This is a genomic window from Mesosutterella porci, from assembly GCF_022134585.1.
GTDB classification, from domain to species: domain Bacteria; phylum Pseudomonadota; class Gammaproteobacteria; order Burkholderiales; family Burkholderiaceae_F; genus Mesosutterella; species Mesosutterella porci.
On sequence record NZ_JAKNCT010000002.1, the window covers coordinates 128,089 to 145,769 of the forward strand.

The 17,681-nt window shown below is 63.6% G+C and carries 19 protein-coding genes; 5 read left to right on the plus strand and 14 right to left on the minus strand.

What is annotated here, in order from left to right; genetic code table 11:
- Positions 1-36 precede the first annotated feature (36 nt).
- Positions 37-828: a 16S rRNA (adenine(1518)-N(6)/adenine(1519)-N(6))-dimethyltransferase RsmA gene (gene rsmA, locus MAF45_RS02205; RefSeq protein ID WP_237977924.1), complete on the plus strand. Its 792-nt coding sequence runs from the start codon at positions 37-39 to the stop codon at positions 826-828.
- Here the strand turns inward: rsmA and MAF45_RS02210 are convergent.
- The 9 genes from MAF45_RS02210 to miaB all read right to left on the minus strand — a co-directional run bounded on the left by MAF45_RS02210 (position 825) and on the right by miaB (position 10,692).
- Positions 825-1,598 (minus strand): M48 family metallopeptidase, encoded by a 774-nt coding sequence (locus tag MAF45_RS02210; protein ID WP_237977925.1) that lies wholly within the window; start codon positions 1,596-1,598, stop codon positions 825-827. The two genes, rsmA and MAF45_RS02210, sit on opposite strands and share 4 nt — an antisense overlap.
- Positions 1,599-1,603: 5 nt before the next feature.
- Complete coding sequence (locus MAF45_RS02215) at positions 1,604-2,329, minus strand: lysophospholipid acyltransferase family protein (protein ID WP_237977926.1); 726 nt, start codon at positions 2,327-2,329, stop codon at positions 1,604-1,606.
- Between the two features lie 27 nt (positions 2,330-2,356).
- Positions 2,357-4,447: a glycine--tRNA ligase subunit beta gene (gene glyS, locus MAF45_RS02220; protein WP_237977927.1), complete on the minus strand. Its 2,091-nt coding sequence runs from the start codon at positions 4,445-4,447 to the stop codon at positions 2,357-2,359.
- A gap of 1 nt (position 4,448) precedes the next feature.
- Complete coding sequence (glyQ, locus tag MAF45_RS02225; protein ID WP_237977928.1) at positions 4,449-5,366, minus strand: glycine--tRNA ligase subunit alpha; 918 nt, start codon at positions 5,364-5,366, stop codon at positions 4,449-4,451.
- Between the two features lie 78 nt (positions 5,367-5,444).
- Positions 5,445-6,971, minus strand: a complete 1,527-nt coding sequence (gene lnt / locus MAF45_RS02230; protein WP_237977929.1) for an apolipoprotein N-acyltransferase — start codon at positions 6,969-6,971, stop codon at positions 5,445-5,447.
- Positions 6,968-7,858 (minus strand): CorC family transporter, encoded by an 891-nt coding sequence (locus MAF45_RS02235; protein WP_237977930.1) that lies wholly within the window; start codon positions 7,856-7,858, stop codon positions 6,968-6,970. The genes lnt and MAF45_RS02235 overlap by 4 nt, the downstream gene beginning before the upstream one ends.
- Positions 7,855-8,337: an rRNA maturation RNase YbeY gene (ybeY, locus tag MAF45_RS02240; RefSeq protein ID WP_237977931.1), complete on the minus strand. Its 483-nt coding sequence runs from the start codon at positions 8,335-8,337 to the stop codon at positions 7,855-7,857. Before ybeY ends, MAF45_RS02235 begins: the two co-directional genes overlap by 4 nt.
- Positions 8,330-9,337, minus strand: a complete 1,008-nt coding sequence (locus MAF45_RS02245) for a PhoH family protein (RefSeq protein WP_237977932.1) — start codon at positions 9,335-9,337, stop codon at positions 8,330-8,332. Before MAF45_RS02245 ends, ybeY begins: the two co-directional genes overlap by 8 nt.
- 11 nt (positions 9,338-9,348) lie before the next feature.
- Positions 9,349-10,692, minus strand: a complete 1,344-nt coding sequence (gene miaB, locus MAF45_RS02250; protein WP_237977933.1) for a tRNA (N6-isopentenyl adenosine(37)-C2)-methylthiotransferase MiaB — start codon at positions 10,690-10,692, stop codon at positions 9,349-9,351.
- 172 nt (positions 10,693-10,864) lie between these two features.
- Between miaB and MAF45_RS02255 the strand changes: the two genes are divergently transcribed.
- From MAF45_RS02255 to MAF45_RS02270, 4 genes are all read left to right on the plus strand, one after another.
- Complete coding sequence (locus MAF45_RS02255) at positions 10,865-11,782, plus strand: radical SAM protein (RefSeq protein ID WP_237977934.1); 918 nt, start codon at positions 10,865-10,867, stop codon at positions 11,780-11,782.
- A gap of 103 nt (positions 11,783-11,885) precedes the next feature.
- Positions 11,886-12,455 (plus strand): YqgE/AlgH family protein, encoded by a 570-nt coding sequence (locus MAF45_RS02260; RefSeq protein WP_237977935.1) that lies wholly within the window; start codon positions 11,886-11,888, stop codon positions 12,453-12,455.
- Positions 12,448-12,858: a Holliday junction resolvase RuvX gene (ruvX, locus tag MAF45_RS02265; protein WP_237977936.1), complete on the plus strand. Its 411-nt coding sequence runs from the start codon at positions 12,448-12,450 to the stop codon at positions 12,856-12,858. Before MAF45_RS02260 ends, ruvX begins: the two co-directional genes overlap by 8 nt.
- Before the next feature lie 41 nt (positions 12,859-12,899).
- Positions 12,900-13,709, plus strand: a complete 810-nt coding sequence (locus tag MAF45_RS02270; RefSeq protein ID WP_237977937.1) for a lysophospholipid acyltransferase family protein — start codon at positions 12,900-12,902, stop codon at positions 13,707-13,709.
- Here the strand turns inward: MAF45_RS02270 and MAF45_RS02275 are convergent.
- From MAF45_RS02275 to rfaE1, 5 genes are read right to left on the minus strand one after another with little or no spacing between them, the layout of a single operon-like run.
- A complete protein-coding gene (locus MAF45_RS02275; protein WP_237977938.1) occupies positions 13,706-14,551 on the minus strand; it encodes a symmetrical bis(5'-nucleosyl)-tetraphosphatase in 846 nt (281 codons plus the stop codon). The two genes, MAF45_RS02270 and MAF45_RS02275, sit on opposite strands and share 4 nt — an antisense overlap.
- Complete coding sequence (rfaE2, locus tag MAF45_RS02280; RefSeq protein ID WP_237977939.1) at positions 14,548-15,051, minus strand: D-glycero-beta-D-manno-heptose 1-phosphate adenylyltransferase; 504 nt, start codon at positions 15,049-15,051, stop codon at positions 14,548-14,550. Before rfaE2 ends, MAF45_RS02275 begins: the two co-directional genes overlap by 4 nt.
- Positions 15,048-15,620: a D-glycero-beta-D-manno-heptose 1,7-bisphosphate 7-phosphatase gene (gene gmhB / locus MAF45_RS02285; RefSeq protein ID WP_237977940.1), complete on the minus strand. Its 573-nt coding sequence runs from the start codon at positions 15,618-15,620 to the stop codon at positions 15,048-15,050. The genes rfaE2 and gmhB overlap by 4 nt, the downstream gene beginning before the upstream one ends.
- 18 nt (positions 15,621-15,638) lie before the next feature.
- On the minus strand, positions 15,639-16,646 hold the full coding sequence (gene rfaD, locus MAF45_RS02290; RefSeq protein ID WP_237977941.1) for an ADP-glyceromanno-heptose 6-epimerase: 1,008 nt from the start codon (positions 16,644-16,646) through the stop codon (positions 15,639-15,641).
- Entirely contained in the window at positions 16,643-17,614 is a 972-nt protein-coding gene (gene rfaE1 / locus MAF45_RS02295; protein WP_237977942.1) for a D-glycero-beta-D-manno-heptose-7-phosphate kinase, read from the minus strand. The genes rfaD and rfaE1 overlap by 4 nt, the downstream gene beginning before the upstream one ends.
- Positions 17,615-17,681 lie beyond the last annotated feature (67 nt).

Below are 17,681 nucleotides of genomic sequence, written 5' to 3' on the forward strand. Positions count from 1 at the left end.
CAGCCTGAAGCCGGTTTTTCCAAAAGGCGTTTTTTTATGCCGCTTAAACTCGAGGGCCATCACGCCAGAAAGCGTTTCGGCCAGAACTTCCTGAACGACCGGCACTGGATCGGCCGGATCATCGACAGCATCGATCCCCGCCCGGGGGAGGCTCTGGTGGAGATCGGTCCGGGTCAGGCTGCTCTCACGAAAGAGGTGATCGGGCGGGCCGGGCACGAGACCGCCGTCGAGATAGACCGGGATCTGGCTGCGTGGCTGCGCGGTCTCTTCACCGAGGCGGAACTCACGCTGATTGAGGCTGACGCACTTGCGCTGGACTGGAGGTCGATTTTCCCGGGTCGCAAGCTGAGGATTTTCGGCAACCTTCCCTACAACATCTCAAGTCCGATTCTTTTTGCCCTCGCGGCCGTCGCGGACCGGGTCGAGGACCAGCATTTCATGCTCCAGAGAGAGGTCGTCGAGCGGATGGTGTGCCCGCCGGGAAGCAGGACCTACGGAAGGCTCTCCGCCATGCTGCAGCGCAGCTACAGGATGGAGAAGCTTTTCGACGTGCCGCCGGGGGCTTTCACCCCGTCCCCCAAGGTGACGTCCTCTGTCGTGCGCATGGTGCCGCTCGCGAGAAAACCCGGGGTGGACGACGAGTTGTACGCCGAGGTTGTGGCGGCGGCGTTCGGCATGAGGCGGAAGACTCTTCGCAACGCGCTCTCGAAGCTGCTGTCGGTCGAGCAGATCGAACTTGCGGGAATCGACCCAGGGGCCCGGGCCGAGACTTTGTCAGTTGGTCAGTTTGAGGCGCTCGCCGCTGCTCTCGGACGGGCCAGGGCCTAGGACGGGAGCTGGCGCAGCCTCACGCGGGCCAGCTTGCGGCGGGACTGCTCGTAGTTGGGCTTGATCGCCTTCACCTGCTCCCAGAAGGCCCGGCTGTGGTTCATCTCGACCAGGTGGGCGAGCTCATGGGCCGCCACGTAGTCGATCAGGTCGTTGCTCAGGTAGATGAGTTTCCAGTTGAGCCTGATCGTGCCGTCGCTCCTGCAGGTTCCCCAGAGTGTCTGGGCTGAGGAAAACTTGAGCGCTCTCGCGCGGCGCGGGGCGAAGCCCTGCATGAAGGCGAACCTTTCGCTGATCACCCGCCCCGCTTCGGATTTGATCCACTTGAGCGCACAGGTCCGGATCCGCTCTTCGGAGCTGCCGGCGGCAAGAGGAAGTTCGAGTACGCAGGGGCCGCCCGGCCCCTGGGGCGGCTCCATCCGTGCGAACGCGGCGTCAGGCCGGAGAGCAAGGCGCAGTAGCCTGCCGCGGAAAGGCAGCATTCCCCCGTCCTGAAAATAGGGCTGCCGCAGGCCGTTGGCGGCCCGCCAGCCGCGCACTTCCTGGAGTTTTCTGGAGATCCAGTCCGCCTTCTGCTCGAGCATGGCCTCGATCTGCCGCCGCGGCACCCAGGCCGGAGCCGTAACGACAAGCCCGCGTTCGTCCAGCCTGAAGCCGACGCTGCGGCGCCGGCGGCGGATCAGCCTGTAGGCGATCGCCTCGGCTGCGGCGCCGGAACCGGGCAGGTACAGGCACTCCTGCACGGCGTCGCCCGAAGAAGGCCTGCCCATGTTCCTCAGTTCCTGCCGGCGCTCAGCAGCCTCGTGCTTTCCGCCTCTATCCAGGCTTCGGCTTCTTCGTTGACTTCCCTGGCCGAGCGGCCGCGGGTTTCAATGGGCCTGCCGATGGAGACGGTGACTACTCCGGGGCGCTTGGCGATTGAATTCTTCGGCCACACGAGGCCGGAATTAAGAGCGACGGGGACAACCGGGACGCCGGCCATGACGGCGAGTCTCGCTCCGCCGCTCTTGTATTTGACGTGAGAGCCGGGCGCAACGCGCGTGCCCTCGGGGAAAATGACGACGCCCCAGCCCTGGCGCAGGAAGCTCACGCCCTTGGTCGCGAAGGTTTGGAACGCTCCCCGGCCGTTGCTGCGGTCGATGCCCAGCAGTCCGACGGACCACAACGCCCAGCCGAAGAAGGGGATCCGGTTGAGGGACTCCTTGTATACGTACGCGCACCGGAACGGCAGTTCGCAGCCCAGCCAGAAGCATTCCCAGGCCGACTGGTGCTTGCTCAGCACCACGGCGGAGGACGTCGGGCAGTTCTCCATTCCCAGCACCCGGGTGCTGATGCCGCAGGTCCGGCGCAGGACTGCCAGCATCAGTCGGCCCCAGGCGCGGATCATGTCATAGCGATCCGCGCGGCTGGTAAAGGGGATCGAAAGCAGAAGCAGAAGGGACAGAGGGATCACTGTGAGTCCCAGGACAAAATAAAACAGCAGTCCGCCGGCGAGCGACATGACCTCTCCTCCTTTCTGCCCGGGCTCTTACTTCGCGAGGCTCGAAAGCTCGGCCACCTGGTTCATCAGCCCGTGCAGCTTCTGCAGCAGGGCGAGCCTGTTGGAGCGCAGCTGCGGGTCTTCGGCGTTGACCATCACCTTCTCGAAGAACTCGTCGACCGGGGCCTTGAGGGCAGCAAGCCTCGAGAGCATTGCTTCATAGGCTCCGGAGGCGAAGTCAGCCTCGGCTTTGGGCCTGACCTCCTCGATGGCCTCGAAGAGCTTCTTTTCGGCCTCATCGGCCAACAACTCCGGGCGTACCCCGGAGGCGGCGGTGCCCTGAGCCTTCTTCAGGATGTTGCCGATGCGCTTGTTGGCCCCAGCCAGCGCTTCGGCCTCCGGCAGAGCCTCAAAGGAGCGGACCGCCTTGAGCCGTGCGGGAATGTCCATGATCAGGTCGGGCCGCGGTGCGAGCACGGCCTCAAGCTCCTGCGCCGTGTAGCCGGCGTCCTTGAACATGACGCGCAGGCGGTCGTAGAAGAAGGACGCGAGCTCGGAGCGGAAATCGCCGACTCCCTTGACGTGGCGTTCGACCTCGTAGGTGAGCTCCAGGATCTTGGTGAGCTTTGCGGGGATCTGTTTTTCGATCAGCATGCGCAGCACGCTGATCGCGTGGCGGCGCAGCGCATAGGGATCCTTCTCTCCGGTGGGAGCCTGCCCGATGCCGAACATGCCTCCCAGAGTGTCGAGCTTGTCGGCCATAGCCACGGCAATTGAGATCGGGGTCGACGGGAGTCTGTCGCCGGCAAAGCGCGGAAGGTAGTGTTCGCGGATCGCGAGTGCGACCTCCGCGGGCTCACCGTCGTGCAGCGCGTAGTACTGCCCCATGACGCCCTGCAGCTCGGGGAACTCCCCGACCATCTGCGTGCGGAGGTCGGCCTTGGCGAGGTAAGCCGCGCGGGCGGCTTTCTCGGCGTCGGCGTGCAGGAACATGGCAATGATGCTCGCGATGGCGCGGACGCGCTCCATGCGTTCAAGCTGGCTGCCGAGCTGGGCGTGGTAGACCACGTTGGAAAGCCCGGGGACCCGACTCGCGAGCGTCTCCTTCTGGTCGGTTTCATAGAAGAACTTCGCATCGGCCAGGCGGGCGCGCACCACGCGGGCGTTGCCGCTGCTGATTTCCTTGCCGCCGTCGCGGGCGACAAGCTGCGAGACCAGCAGGAACTGGTTCATGAGGCGGCCGGAAGCGTCGCGCATCGGGAAGTACTTCTGGTTGAGCTGCATGGTGAGAATCAGGCACTCCTCGGGCACGCTGAGGAATTCTTTCTCGAAGGAGGAGGAATACACCACGGGCCACTCAGTAAGCGCCGTCACCTCATCGATCAGTCCTTCGGGCATGATGGGGGTGCCGCCGAGCTCCTTCGCTTTGGCGTGCAGCAGCTCGACGAGCTTCGCCCGGCGTTCTTCGTAGGACACCATCACAAAGGCCTCTCGCATCTGCGAGGCGTAGCTGTCGGCCGAGGTGATCTCCATCTCCGGAGGAGCCATGAAGCGGTGGCCGCGGGTCGTACGGCCGCTTTCCAGCCCGAAAAGGGAAATCGGCACGATCTGCTCGCCGTACAGGGCCGTGAGATAGCGCACCGGCCGCACGAATTCAACCGTTGTCACTCCGTCGGGGAGCTGGTAGCTCATGACTCTCGGGATCGGCAGGTTGCGGCAGGACTCGCTGATGGCCTTTTCCAGGCCGGCGGCGAGCTCGACGCCAGGCAGCTTCCCTTCAACGTAGAGGAACTCTTTGCCGTTTTCCTGTTTCGTGCGCAGCGAGGACAGATCCTTGCCAAAGCCGAGGGCTTCCATCTTCTTCAGGAGCGGGGCGGAGGGCTTTCCGTCTACGGAGAAGCCGATCGCCTTCGGCATCAGCTTTTTGCTGAAAGGCTTGTCCTCGGAGCGGGCGAGCACGTCAGTGATGTGCACGGCGAGCCGCCTCGGGGTCGCATAGATTTCGGAACGGGATCCTGCGCTGAGCAGCCCCTGCCCGCGCAGGCTCTTTTCAATGCCGCGGCCGAAGGCCTCAGAGAGTTTTTTCAGAGCCTTCGGGGGAAGCTCTTCGGTCTGCAGTTCTACCAGTAAGCTAGTCATTTCAAGCTTCCTCCTTCTGTGAGTTCTTCTTCAGCATGGGGAAACCCAGCCGTTCGCGGGAGTCGTAGTAGGACTGCGCCACGGAACGGGAAATGCTGCGGATGCGGGAAATATAGTGTGCGCGCTCGGTCACGGAGATTGCTCCGCGGGCGTCGAGCAGATTGAAGGTGTGGCCGGCCTTGAGCACGTGCTCGTAGGCGGGCAGCGCAAGCTGCAGGTCCATCAGGCGCTTGGCCTCGGACTCGAAGTAATCGAAGAGCTTGAGCAGCTTGGAGGCGTCCGAATACTCGAAAGTGAACTTCGACTGCTCCACTTCGTTCTGGTGGAATACGTCTCCGTAAGTGAGCGTGCGCCGGTTCTGCTCCTCGCCCCAGCGCGTGTAGACCAGATCAAAGACGTTGTCGCAGTTCTGCAGGTACATGCAGAGCCTTTCCAGACCGTAGGTGATTTCTCCGGTGATGGGCTTGCAGGCCAGGCCGCCCACCTGCTGGAAGTAGGTGAACTGGGTGACTTCCATGCCGTCCATCCAAATTTCCCATCCGAGACCCCAGGCACCGAGCGTCGGGTTCTCCCAGTTGTCCTCCACGAAGCGGATGTCGTGGATCGTGGTGTCGATGCCCAGCGCCCGCAGGCTGCCCAGATACAGGTCAACGATGTTCATCGGAGCGGGCTTGAGGACCACCTGGAACTGATGGTGCTGGTAGAGCCGGTTGGGATTTTCGCCGTAGCGTGCGTCCTTTGGACGGCGGGAGGGCTGCACGTAGGCGGCCCGCCAGGGCTCCGGCCCCAGCGCGCGCAGGAACGTGGCCGTATGGGAGGTACCCGCGCCCACTTCAGTGTCGATTGGCTGCAGAAGCGCGCAGCCTTGCTTATTCCAATAGTCCTGCAGACGCAGGATCACTTCCTGAAAGGTAATCATCTTTTTCCATCAGACCCTTGTATGAAGGGATCGGGCAGCCGTCATGCAGCCGCGTTTCGAACAAACAGATGTGACATTTTAAAGACTTGCGGTCTTTTTGTTTTTTCTGAACCGCTCCCGCAGGGCGAGCCATAGGGCCAGACCGAGCGCGGCCAGCGCGGCAGGCAGGCTGCCGAACCGGACATAAGGGGTTTCAGGGCCGAGGGCCGGGCTTACCGATACGGCAAGCGAGGCTGCTCCCGGGCCGGCCTCCAGCAGAATCTCGCCCCGGCTGCCGACTAGGGCCGAGGAGCCGTTGTTGTTGACGGAGACAAGGGGCCTGGCCGTCTCCCGCGCCCTCATCCGGCTGAACTGCAGGTGCTGGAACTGGATGGAGGGCGAGAACCAGGACAGGTTCGAGGACACAAGCAGCAGCCCCGGGCCCGGGGCTGCTCGCCAGAACTCACGCAGCTCGGCGCCGAAGAGGTTTTCGTAGCAGATCATCGGTGCGATCACCATGCCGCCCAGACTGAAGGCCGGCTGCGAGGCCGCCCCCGGCTGCTGGTCGCTCATCGGGATGCCCAGCGCGTCGACCAGCCAGTGGAATCCCGCCGGGACGTATTCTCCGAAAGGTACGAGATGGCGCTTGTCGTAGCGCTGCAGCCCCCGGGCTGCTGAGAACAGGAACAGGGAATTGCTGATCTCCCCGCGAGCCGACTCCGAGAAAGCATTGAAGGCGAGGGACTCCCCGCGCTCGGCAAAGGGCTCGAAGAGCCGCTCGAGCTGGGCGGGCGGGATCCGTTCAAGCGGGGCTGCAACCACTGACTCGGGCCAGACCACGAGCGTGCCCCGGGGGTCGTCTCCGCTTAGCGCGAGCGCCTTCGACACCCTTGTCCCGAGGCTGAGCGGGGGCGCCCCAGGGACGCCGGCGACCGGAAGATCGGGCTGCACGAGCCTCACCCGCAGGACCTCTCCCGAGGGCTGGGACCAGGTCAGGCCGTCCGCGAGGTACCCCGCTGCTGCAAGAGCTGCGGCCGCGGCAAGGCAGCCGAGCCTTCTCTTTGGACTTTGCCGGGAGACCGCGGCGGCAAGGCAGCCGAGGATCAGCAGGGCCGCGAGCTCCACCCCGTAGGCCCCGGCAAGCGGGGCGAACCCGGCAAGCGGCGTGTCGGACAGCGCGTAGCCGAGCGAAATCCAGGGAAAGGAGTTGACGGCCTCCCCGCGGATCCAGTCGGCGATCAGCAGCAGGGCGGGCAGCCCCGCCGCGCACCGCAGGGCGGGGGACGGGATCCGAGAGGCTGCAGCAGCCGCCGCTGCGGGGAAAAGCGCGTTTACTGCGCCAAGCGCCAGAAGGGCGGCAAGGGCGAGAGGCGCAGGCAGCCCCCCGTAGTAGTGGATGCTGTGCCAGACCCAGGACAGCCCGGCGCCATAGGCTGCGAGTCCGAACAAAAAGCCGCAGGCTCCGGCAGCGGCCGCGCCGCGCGCACGGGAGGCCGTGGCGAGAAAAAGAGCAGTCCCGAACAGCCCGCAGGGCAGGCCCAGCGCCCCGCTGCCCGGGAAAAAGGCGAGTGCGAAGAGCCCCCCTGAAGCCGCGGCGGAAACAAGGCGCAGGCAGGACGCGTTCATTTGCGATCAGGGGCCGGGGACAGCGCCGGGGCGGGCAGCCTCTCGGCCTGCAGCAGCTTCACCTGGCGGTCATTGGCCGAAAGGACCGTGAAGCGGAAGCCTCCGGCCTCCACGCTGTCGCCGCGGCGCGGCATCCGCTCCAGCCGGTCGGCCACGATGCCGCCGATGGTCTCGCAGTGCGGGTCCCTGATCGAGGTGTGGAAGTATTCGTTGAACTGCTCAAGCAGCGTGACGGCCTTCACGCGCCACCTGTTCTTCCCCTCGGGGACTATGTTTTTGGCCTCGGAGTCCTCGGTGTCGAACTCATCGTCGATGTCTCCGACAATCTGCTCGATCACGTCCTCGATCGTGAGCAGCCCGGCAACCTCCCCGAACTCGTCCACCACCAGCGCGAGGTGCTGCTTCTCGGTCTTGAAGTCCTTGAGGATCTGGTTGAGAGCCATCGTCTCGGTGACGAACTTGACCGGACGCAGGTGCTCCCTCGGCTTGTAGTCGGGGTCTAGCAAGGAGTAGAGGAGGTCCTTCGCGTGCAGCAGTCCGATCACGTTGCTGAAGTCCCCGTCGATCACCGGAAAGCGCGAATGCCCGCTTTCGCGGGCCTCGCGCATCCACTGCTCCCGCGGTTCGTCGAGGTTGATCGCCTTGATGCGGCTGCGCGGGATCATGATGTCCGAGGCGCAGAGCTCCGAGATCTTGAGCACGCCCTCCATCATGCTGAAGGAGTCCTCGCCTATCACACCCTTCGCCCGGGCGTTCTGCATGGCGGACTGAAGCTGCTTGGCGGCGTCGCCGTCCTCGCTCTCGTCACGGAAGAAGGCGCCGATGCGGTGAAAAAAGCTGCTGTCCGCGGAGTCTTCGGGCCCGCGGCCGCCGTTGTCTTGTGTCATGGGAGGGGACGCCTTTGAGAGTCTGCCGGTTGCTCGCCGCGGTCCTGATAGGGGTCCTCGAAGCCGATCTTCTGGAGAATTCGGATCTCGAGGGGCTCCATAACGTCAGCTTGCTCCTGGGTCACGTGGTCGTAGCCGTGGGCGTGGAGGGTGCCGTGCACGATCAGGTGGCAGAGATGAGCGAGAAAGGTTTTGCCCTGCTCGCGCGCCTGCCGTACGAGAACCGGCACGCAGATGGCGAGATCCGCCCTCACCACGGGCTCGTGCTCGTAGTCGAAGGTGAGGACGTTGGTAGCGTAATCCTTGTGGCGGTAGCGGCTGTTCAGATCAAACCCCTCAGCCTCGTCGACGAATCGGATGGTGATCTCCACGTCGCGCTCGGCTGCGGCCGCAACCCAGGCGGCCATCGTCTTCTCATCGGGGAGCTCGGGGAAGAGCTCGCGCTGCTGGAACTCGACGCTCACTCGGGGCTCAGTCATGGTCCGGGCTTTCTCGTTCATGGTCTTTTGAATACTTTTCATATGCCTCGACAATTCGGGCGACCAGCGGATGCCTCACAACATCCGCCGCAGTGAAATAGGTAATGGAGATGCCGCGTACGCCGGCGAGCACGTGCTGGGCCTGGATGAGCCCGCTTTTCGTGCCGCGCGGCAGGTCGATCTGCGTCACGTCTCCGGTGATGACGGCCTTTGAGCCGAAGCCGATGCGCGTGAGGAACATCTTCATCTGCTCCGGGGTCGTGTTCTGCGCCTCGTCTAGGATCACGAAGGCATTGTTGAGGGTTCTGCCCCTCATGTAGGCAAGCGGCGCGATCTCGATGGTCTGCCGCTCAATGAGCGAACGCGTCTTCTCAAAGCCAAGAAGGTCAAAAAGGGCGTCGTAGAGGGGGCGCAGGTAGGGGTCGACCTTCTGCGCGAGGTCTCCCGGCAGGAACCCGAGCCGCTCGCCGGCCTCGACCGCCGGGCGGCACAGGATGATCCTCTCGACCGTGTTGCGCTCGTAAGCGTCCACCGCCGAGGCGACAGCGAGGTAGGTTTTTCCGGTTCCCGCAGGGCCGATCGCAAAGGATATGTCGTGGGCCTGGATCGCGTCGATATAGTCTTTCTGCCGCGGCGTGCGTCCCTGGAGGTCGCTCCTGCGGGTCTTCAGGACCGCGCCCCGGGACCCGCCGCCCTCGGCCTCCGATTTTTCAGAGACGAAGAACAGCTGCAGATCCTGCACGGACAGCTCCCGGCCTGTCGAGCGCACCTGCGCGAGCAGCCTCTGCAGAGCGTGCACCGCCCTGCGGGCCCGGTCGGACTCCCCGCTCACCCGAAAAAGGCTGCCGCGCCTGCTGATGGCCACGTCAAGAATGGTTTCAATCTGGCGCAGGTTGGAGTCAAGCGGGCCGGTGAGGTTGGCCAGCGACGTGTTGTCCGCGTCTGCGGAGAACTCGATGCGGCGCAGGCCTGCGTTTTTTTCCTTGTCTTTCGTTTCCATTGAATCTCTTCTTAGGCTCCGGCAGGCTTCCCGGCGAGTTCGCCGGCGAGGGTGTGGACCCGGACCTCCGTCACGAGGACCTCCACCATCCTGCCGAGCAGATCGAGGTTCCCCTTGAAATTCACAACGCGGTTGTTGTCTGTCCTCGCGGCGAGCATTCCGCCGCCCTTGCGGCTCATGCCCGTGACGAGGACCCGCTGCCGGGTACCGACCATCGCCTCGGAGATGGCGGCCGCACGAGCGTCGTTTGCCTTCTGGAGCCTCTGCAGCCTCTCGAGCTTCACGCTCTGGGGGGTGTCGTCCTTCATGGAGGCCGCGGGAGTGCCCGGGCGCGGGCTGTAGACGAAAGAAAAACTCGCGTCGAATCCAACCCGCTCGACCATTTCCATCGTCTGCTCGAAGTCCTCCTCGGTCTCTCCGGGGAATCCCACAATGAAGTCCGAGGTGATGCAGATGCCGGGCCGCGCCTGCCTCAGGCCCCGGACGATTTCCTCGAAGCGCTCCGCGGTGTAGCCGCGCTTCATGAGTTCGAGAATGCGGTTGGAACCGGACTGCACGGGCAGGTGTACATGGCTCACGAGCTTGGGCAGCCGCCTGAACGCGTCGATCAGCCTCGGGGTGAACTCCGACGGATGGGAGGTCATGAAGCGGATCCGCTCTATGCCGTCAAGCGCGGAGATGAGCTCAAGCAGCATCGCAAAGTCGATCTCCTCGCCGTCAGGCAGCGTCCCCCGGTAGGCATTGACGTTCTGACCGAGAAGGGTGATTTCGCAGACGCCCTGGTCGGCAAGCTCCTTGATTTCCCGAATCACGTCCGAGACCGGGCGCGAGAGCTCCTGGCCGCGCGTGTAGGGAACCACGCAGTAGGTGCAGAACTTCGAGCAGCCTTCCATAATGGAGACAAAGGCGGCTGCGCCATCGACGTGCGGCCGGGGCAGATAGTCGAATTTCGCGATGCCCGGAAAGCTCACGTCGACCTGAGAGCGGCGGCAGTGCGCGCACTGGTCGAGCAGGGAGGGCAGGCGGTGCAGCGTCTGCGGACCGAACACCACGTCCACAAAGGGGGCGCGCTCAATGATTGCGCGGCCCTCCTGGCTTGCGACGCAGCCGCCTACGGCGATCCTGAGACCGGGGTTTTCTTCCTTGAGGTGCCTGATGCGCCCGAGCTCCGAATACACTTTCTGCTGCGCTTTATCTCGGATCGAGCAGGTATTGAAAACGATGAGGTCGGCGTCCTCCGGGGTCGCAGTCTTCTCATAGCCGCAACCGCCCGTCATGAGGTCCACGATTCGGTTTGAATCGTATTCGTTCATCTGGCAGCCGAAGGATCTGATGTAAATTTTTTTCGCAGTCACGGTTTTTATCTGGTGGCGGCCGGATTTCCCGTCCGGGAGCCCGGTGAAATTGTGGATTTTATAAAAATATATAATTTTAAAGGTTTTAATTATTTAAGGGGAGCCCGGAGCGGGCAAATTTGTGACACAGACCCGCGATGGCCGTCTCCCCGGTTCTGGAGCGAGTCTATTCATGCCGGTCAGCTGTACGCTTTGTCCCCGAAAGTGCCGCGTCGACAGGGGAAATTCAGCCCAGATTAAGAGAGCCCTGTGCCGGGCGGGGAACCGGGCGGAAGTCTCGCTTGTGTCGCTGCACAAGTGGGAGGAGCCCTGCATTTCGGGCGAGGCTGGCGCGGGCACGGTGTTCTTCGCCCACTGCAATCTGCGCTGCTGCTTCTGCCAGAACTATGAGATCAGCTCTGAGGGCCGCGGCATCGAGGTTTCCGACGAGCGCCTCGCGGACATCTTTCTGGAGCAGCAGGACCGCGAGGCCTCCTGCCTGGAGCTCGTGACGCCGACACACTATGTGGACAACATCCTGCACGCTTTGCGGATCGCCCGCCGCGGCGGTCTGCGGTTGCGTGTGGCTTACAACACGAACGGCTACGACTCGCCAGAAGTCCTTGAGAGGCTGAGGGGCTTCGTCGACATCTTTATGCCGGATCTCAAGTACTTCGATTCCCGGCTGGGAGAAAGATATTCGGGCGTTCCGCAGTATTTCGAGCGGGCCTCCGAGGCGATCCGCCGGATGTTCGAAATCGCGGGCCCGGCGCGCTTTGACGACAGCGGGCTCATGGCCTCCGGAGTTCTTGTCCGCCACCTGATCCTGCCCGGGCACTGGCAGGACAGCTGCAGATGCGTCCAGTGGCTTTGGGATGAGTTCGGCGATCAGGTGTACCTGAGCCTGATGAACCAATACATGCCTCTTTACAAGGCGAGCCGCCACCCGGAAATCAACCGCAGGCTTCTCACGCTCGAGTACCAGAAGGTGGTGCGCTTCGCCCGGAGCCTGAGGATCAAACACTGCTATATTCAGGTCGGACACACGGCGGAGTCCCGGTTCATCCCCGTGTTCGACGGAGCCAATGTCCTGCACGGCCCCCGGTCGTGACAGAGGCGGCCCGCTGCGGGCGGCCCCGGTTATGGTAAAACGGCATCAGAGTTTTTAGGCCGCGCTGCGCGCCGGCGCGGCCTTCCGGCAGAGGCTTTTGGATATGACAGAACAGTCGTTGAAAAACAATTTCCTCGTGGCCATGCCTAGTCTCAGAGACCCCAACTTCTCCCAGACCGTGGTCTATGTGCTTGGCCATGACCAGCAGGGAGCTCGGGGGGTGGTTATCAACCGGCCTACGGGCCTCGCGCTGTCGGAGGTCCTGAAAAAAACGGGAATCCGCGCCAAAGAGGGCGTGGAGATTCCCGACGCGGTCTACATCGGCGGCCCGGTTCAGACGGAAAGAGGCTGCGTGCTGCACGAGCGGGCACGCGCCTACATGCTCTCCGAGCAGGTGACCGACGGGCTCGTCTTCACGATTTCCAAGGACGTGCTCGAGGATATCGCTCAGGGCAGAGGCCCTGCGAAGCGGCTCTTTTTCCTCGGGTACGCGGGCTGGGAGCCCGGGCAGCTCGAGGCGGAGCTTGTGGCGGGGGACTGGATCACGGTGGGGGCGGATCCCGCCGTCATTTTCGATGTGCCGCCGCAGCAGCGCTATGAGGCGGCCCTGAAGCTGCTCGGGCTGGACATGCAGGCGCTGCAGTTCTCCAGCGGAAAGGCCGGCCATGCCTGAACAGCGCTCCGCCCTGCCGGCCACTGTGCTCGCCTTCGACTTCGGCCTGGCAAGGATCGGCTCCGCAGTCGGCAACACATTCACGGCGACCGTGCAGCCTCTGAAGATCCTTTCCGCCCGAACCAACGCCGAGAAATGGCCCGCGGTGACGCGGCTGATTGAAGAGTGGCAGCCGGACGCCCTAGTGGTCGGCGTGCCGCTTAAAACGGACGGCTCGCGCCAGGAAATGACCCTGCGAGCCGAGCGCTTCGCCCGGCAGCTGGAGGGGCGGTACCGCCTCCCGGTCTATCGGGTCGACGAGCGCTACTCCTCGGTCGAGGTCGAGCACGGGCGGGGAAAAATCGATGACATGTCGGCCGCCGTCATTCTGCAGCAGTGGTTCGGCGAGAACGGACTTGTTTAATTAATGGACGCAAGGATTCAAGGGCGGGAGCTTGGTTACGAATGAACTACGCAGTGGGACTTTATCGCTTCATCAGGATGATCCTGATGATTCCCTTCCTGGTGGTGATCGCCGCCTGTGTTTTTCCTAGAAAGGGCGAGCAGGAATACCGCCGGCTCGTGCAGCTATGGAGCCGCAGGCTCCTCGCGAGCATGGGCATCGGGCTGCGCCTGAAGGGGCCTGAGCTCCGCTATGAGGAGCCCGGGAAAACGGGGCTGTTGCTGCTGTGCAACCACACTTCGTTTCTCGATATCTTCGCAGTTGACGCTTTTTTGTGCTCCCGCTTTGTGGCAAAAGCCGAGATCGGCCGCTGGCCGTTCCTTGGCTCCATCGCGAGAGGCGTCCGGACGATATTCATCGACCGGAAGAACAAGCGGGGCATTCTCGGGATCCTCGAGCAGATGGAGCTCGCGCTTAAAAAAGGCGAGAATGTGATTTTCTTCCCCGAGGGTACGACAAGCCCCGGCGATCGGCTGCTGCCGCTGCACTCTAATCTGTTTGAAGCGGCGGTCGCCTCGGGGGCGGACATCCAGCCGCTGGTGCTGCGCTATACCGAGCGGGGTGAACAAACCACCCGCATGGCCTACGTGGGACAGATGTCCATTTTCCGGTGCCTGTGGCACGTCGTGACGACGCGGGACGCGGCCATCGAGGTGGAAGTGCTGCCCCGGTTTTCTGTCGACGGGATGAACCGCCATCAGCTCTGCCGCAAAGCCTCCCGAGTGATGTCCGAAGGACTGGGCGTGGCCGACCCGGCAGACGGGACCTCCCTGCCCCGGGAGACGGCGGCGGGCTGCAAGGCGGGAGCCTAGGCTCCTCCCGGCTTCCTCCAGAGCGGACTTCTGACGGTGAAAAGCCTCCGGTCCGACATACGCACCGCCGACAGCGTTCCTCCCCAGAGGCAGCCCGTGTCAACGGCGATCAGCCGGGGCTTCATCATGAGGCCCAGCATGGACCAGTGGCCGAACACGATGAGCTCGCCGCGCAGTTTCCGGTCCTGCTGCTCGAACCACGGCTCGAGGCTGGCCGGAGCCTGGGCAAGTCCTTCGCGCACGCTGAAATTGAGCTCCTTGGTCCTGCGGTCGATGAACCGGATCCGGGTAAAGGCATTGAGGATCGCCCTCATGCGGGCGGCCCCCGCGAGCCCCTCGGACCATTGGGTGTCCCCGTACATGTCCCGCAGGTAGTCCTTCCAGCCCGGCCCCGAGAGTTGCTCCTCCGCCTCTCGGGCGAGCCCGAGCGCCTGCTCGAGGCTCCAGTCTGGATGGACTCCCGCGTGGACGAACAGGGCGTCCTCGCGGTAGAGGGCGAGGTGCTGGCGGCGCAGCCAGTCGATCAGCGCGCCGCAGTCTGCGGCCTCGAGGATTGGGGCGATGGTGTCGCGCCCGTGCGGCCGGGCGTGGCCCGCGGCGACGCACAGCAGGTGCAGGTCGTGGTTGCCGAGCAGGCACTGCGCGCGTCCGGACTCCTCTAGTTTTTTGACGAACCGCAGCGTTTCGAGCGACTGCGGCCCCCGGTTGACCAGGTCGCCGAGGAAAATGAGCTGCGGCCGGCCCGGCAGCTGCGCGAGGAGCTGCTGCAGGCTCTCGAGGCAGCCGTGAAGGTCGCCGACGGCGTACAGGCTTTCGCGGCTAAAAGGCGCCTCGCGGGTCATTTTCCTGCTCCGCCCCTGATCTTTTTAAGCAGCGCCGTGGTTGAGCGTTCGAATTCGAAGGCGATGGTACAGGCCTTGCCTCCCCAGGAGGCAACAAGACGGGCCTCCGGGAGGTCCTCGACCTCGTAGTCCCCGCCCTTCACGTAGATGTCGGGGCGGACAGCGGCGATTGGCTCTAGCGGCACCTTATCGCTGAATATCGTCACCAGCGAGACGGATTCGAGGGCGGCGAGGACCGCCGCCCGGTCTTCCTCGCGGTTCACAGGCCTGTCATCGCCTTTGCCCAGCATCCGCACCGAAGCGTCGGAGTTCACCGCGACGACGAGGCTCGCACCGAGCGCGGCCGCCTGGGCGAGGTAGGTGACGTGGCCGCGGTGGAGAATGTCGAAAACGCCGTTTGTCATGACGATGGGGCGGGGAAGCCGTTGCACGGCCTCCCGCAGGCGCTCCCCCGAGACGATTTTTTTCTCAAAGGACGGCGCGGGAAAATGCTTGCTCATGAGGAAATCCTTCTGCAAAACAAATGAAACCAGCTGCTTTGGGCAGCTTCGAGCAGGTTTCTGAAGGACGCAGTCGCCGGCGGTGCGAGCGCAGGACGCCCGGCCCCGTTTTTCCCGAGCAGCACGCGCTCGGCCAGCCCCGCTGCGCTTCCGGCCTGCACATCGGAAAGGCTGTCGCCGAAGATGACGCTCCTGGCGGGGTCAATCCCAAAGTCCCGTATGGCGGCTTCAATCATGCCGGGGGCGGGCTTGCGGCAGCCGCAGACCTTCCTGTATCGGGGAATCGCAGCCTCGGGGTGGTGGGGGCAGAAATAGACCTTTTCAATTTCGGCCCCGGCCCGGGCCATTTCGGCCAGCATCCACTCGGTGAGCTTCGAGAAGTCCTGCTCGGAAAAATAACCACGTCCGATGCCTGACTGGTTGGTGACAACGAACAGGCGGAAACCCTGCTGCCGGAACAGCCTGCAGGCGTCGAGGGTGCCCGGGACGAAGGAAAAGTCCTCTATGCGGTGCACGTAGGCTCGGTCCACATTGATGACGCCGTCCCGGTCAAGAAACACTGCCTTCATGGAGTGCTCCGCAGGCCCTTACGGGTTCGGATAGCGCTTCAAAAGGTCCTGCATGTAAAGCGCAGTGCCTTCCTGCACGGACTTGAAGCGCGTGGTGCAGCCCGCCGCCCGGAGCTTGGTCTGGTCAGCCTGCGTGTAGGCCTGATACTTGCCCTTGAGCGCCTCGGGGAATGTGATGTAGCGGATATAACCCTTCCCGACCGCCTCTTCGAGCGAGAGGGGAGCGCTGATTTTGCCTTCGGCCTGCAGCAGCGTGTTCACGACGGTGAGAGAAATGTCGTTGAAGGGCTGGGCCCGTCCGGTTCCCACGTTGAAGATCCCGGTTGCGGGCTTTTCGAAGAATCCTATGATTGTGGCCACCACGTCGCCCACGTAGACGAAGTCGCGCATCTGCTCACCGTTGCCGTACCCAAGGCAGCCCTCGAAGAGCTTCACAAAGCCATCGCGGCGGAACTGGAAGTACTGGTGGAAGGCGACCGAGGCCATCTTGCCTTTGTGCTGCTCGTGCGGTCCGTAGACGTTGAAGTAGCGCATGCCGGTTACCGGGGCGGTGATGCGGCCCGCGGCGATATCGCGGCGCAGCACCTGGTCGAAGAGGTACTTGGAGTAGCCGTAGCAATTGAGCGGCCCCTCGTTGCGCGGATCCTCCACGAAAGTGGTGTGTGCTCCGTAGGTGGCGGCCGAAGAGGCGTAGATGAACGGCACCCGCTCCCTCTGGCACCAGTGGTAGAGCTCCAGAGTGTAGCGGTAGTTGTTGTCCATCACGTAGCGGCCGTCGGATGCCATCGTGTCGGAACAGGCCCCCTGGTGGAATACGGCCTCCGGGCGAGGCATCTTTCCGGCCTTCACGAGGTCAATGAAGTCGTGCTTGTCCATGTAATCGGAGATCTGGCACTCCGAGAGGTTCAGGAATTTGTCGGCTCGAGTCAGGTTGTCGACGGCCAGAATGTCCGTGAAGCCCTTTTTGTTGAGGGCGATGGTGTTGTTGCAACCGATGAAGCCGGCGGCCCCTGTGACGATGATCATTCAATGACTCCTTTGGGAAACAGTTCTTGAAAAGAGACGGTCGCGGTGCCCAGCTTGCCCACCACGATCCCGCCCGCTCTGTTGGCGACCTGCACTGATTTTTCAAGCGGGACACCGGCCGCCATCAAGGAGGCGAGCACGGCGATGACCGTGTCGCCGGCGCCGGAGACGTCGTAGACCTCGCGTGCCTGGGCCGGGACGGAATAGCGTCCCCGCTCCGTGAAGAGCGTCATGCCTTCCTCGCTTCGTGTGAGCAGTAGCGCCTTCAGGCCGAGCTTTGTGCGAAGACCCTGGGCCTTGTCGGTGAGCTCGTCTTCCGAATTCCAGGCGCCCACCACCTGCGCGAGTTCCGCCCGGTTCGGCGTGATGATGGAAGCGCCTTCATAGCGGCTGTAGTCGGAGCCCTTGGGGTCGACGAGCACGGGCTTGCCCATCGCCCGGGCGAGCTCGATCATGCGCTTGATGTGGGAGAGCCCGCCCTTGCCGTAGTCGGAAAGGAGAACAGCCGCGTGGTTTGGCAGCTCGCGCTCGTACGTCCCGAGATGGGCCAGCAGGATCTCCTCGTGCGGCAGGTTCTCGAAATCCACCCGCAGCATCTGCTGCTGCCTTGCGATAATGCGCAGCTTCACCGTCGTCTCGAGCCTGGGGTCGAAATGCAGCAGCGGGCGCACGCGAGCCGCTTCGAGCAACTTCGCGAGATGTTCGCCCGCCTCGTCACGGCCCACGACCGTGAGCAGCGAGGCTTCTCCGCCCAGGGCGGCGATGTTCCGGGCAACGTTGGCCGCGCCCCCGAGGCGCTCTTCCTTGCGCGCTATCCGGACGACGGGAACCGGCGCTTCCGGGGAAATTCTCGAGGCGTCGCCGAACCAGTATTGGTCCAGCATGGCGTCTCCGACAACCAGAATTTTCCGAAATCTGACAGGCTCGGCCACAGGGCTCTCCTTTTCTTTAAAACGCGACAGTGCCATTGTAGTGGCAAGTTCGCGCCGGGCGAAACGCCGCTTCTCTTTGGCTGGCGAAGGAAAGCGGGCCCGC

Bases quoted from the DNA above. Each gene is read 5' to 3' on its own strand.
- rsmA (WP_237977924.1), top strand. From the start codon at position 37: ATGCCGCTTAAACTCGAGGGCCATCACGCCAGAAAGCGTTTCGGCCAG.
- MAF45_RS02210 (WP_237977925.1), bottom strand. From the start codon at position 1,598: ATGGGCAGGCCTTCTTCGGGCGACGCCGTGCAGGAGTGCCTGTACCTG.
- MAF45_RS02215 (WP_237977926.1), bottom strand. From the start codon at position 2,329: ATGTCGCTCGCCGGCGGACTGCTGTTTTATTTTGTCCTGGGACTCACA.
- glyS (WP_237977927.1), bottom strand. From the start codon at position 4,447: ATGACTAGCTTACTGGTAGAACTGCAGACCGAAGAGCTTCCCCCGAAG.
- glyQ (WP_237977928.1), bottom strand. From the start codon at position 5,366: ATGATTACCTTTCAGGAAGTGATCCTGCGTCTGCAGGACTATTGGAAT.
- lnt (WP_237977929.1), bottom strand. From the start codon at position 6,971: ATGAACGCGTCCTGCCTGCGCCTTGTTTCCGCCGCGGCTTCAGGGGGG.
- MAF45_RS02235 (WP_237977930.1), bottom strand. From the start codon at position 7,858: ATGACACAAGACAACGGCGGCCGCGGGCCCGAAGACTCCGCGGACAGC.
- ybeY (WP_237977931.1), bottom strand. From the start codon at position 8,337: ATGACTGAGCCCCGAGTGAGCGTCGAGTTCCAGCAGCGCGAGCTCTTC.
- MAF45_RS02245 (WP_237977932.1), bottom strand. From the start codon at position 9,337: ATGGAAACGAAAGACAAGGAAAAAAACGCAGGCCTGCGCCGCATCGAG.
- MAF45_RS02255 (WP_237977934.1), top strand. From the start codon at position 10,865: ATGCCGGTCAGCTGTACGCTTTGTCCCCGAAAGTGCCGCGTCGACAGG.
- MAF45_RS02260 (WP_237977935.1), top strand. From the start codon at position 11,886: ATGACAGAACAGTCGTTGAAAAACAATTTCCTCGTGGCCATGCCTAGT.
- ruvX (WP_237977936.1), top strand. From the start codon at position 12,448: ATGCCTGAACAGCGCTCCGCCCTGCCGGCCACTGTGCTCGCCTTCGAC.
- MAF45_RS02270 (WP_237977937.1), top strand. From the start codon at position 12,900: ATGAACTACGCAGTGGGACTTTATCGCTTCATCAGGATGATCCTGATG.
- MAF45_RS02275 (WP_237977938.1), bottom strand. From the start codon at position 14,551: ATGACCCGCGAGGCGCCTTTTAGCCGCGAAAGCCTGTACGCCGTCGGC.
- rfaE2 (WP_237977939.1), bottom strand. From the start codon at position 15,051: ATGAGCAAGCATTTTCCCGCGCCGTCCTTTGAGAAAAAAATCGTCTCG.
- gmhB (WP_237977940.1), bottom strand. From the start codon at position 15,620: ATGAAGGCAGTGTTTCTTGACCGGGACGGCGTCATCAATGTGGACCGA.
- rfaD (WP_237977941.1), bottom strand. From the start codon at position 16,646: ATGATCATCGTCACAGGGGCCGCCGGCTTCATCGGTTGCAACAACACC.
- rfaE1 (WP_237977942.1), bottom strand. From the start codon at position 17,614: ATGGCACTGTCGCGTTTTAAAGAAAAGGAGAGCCCTGTGGCCGAGCCT.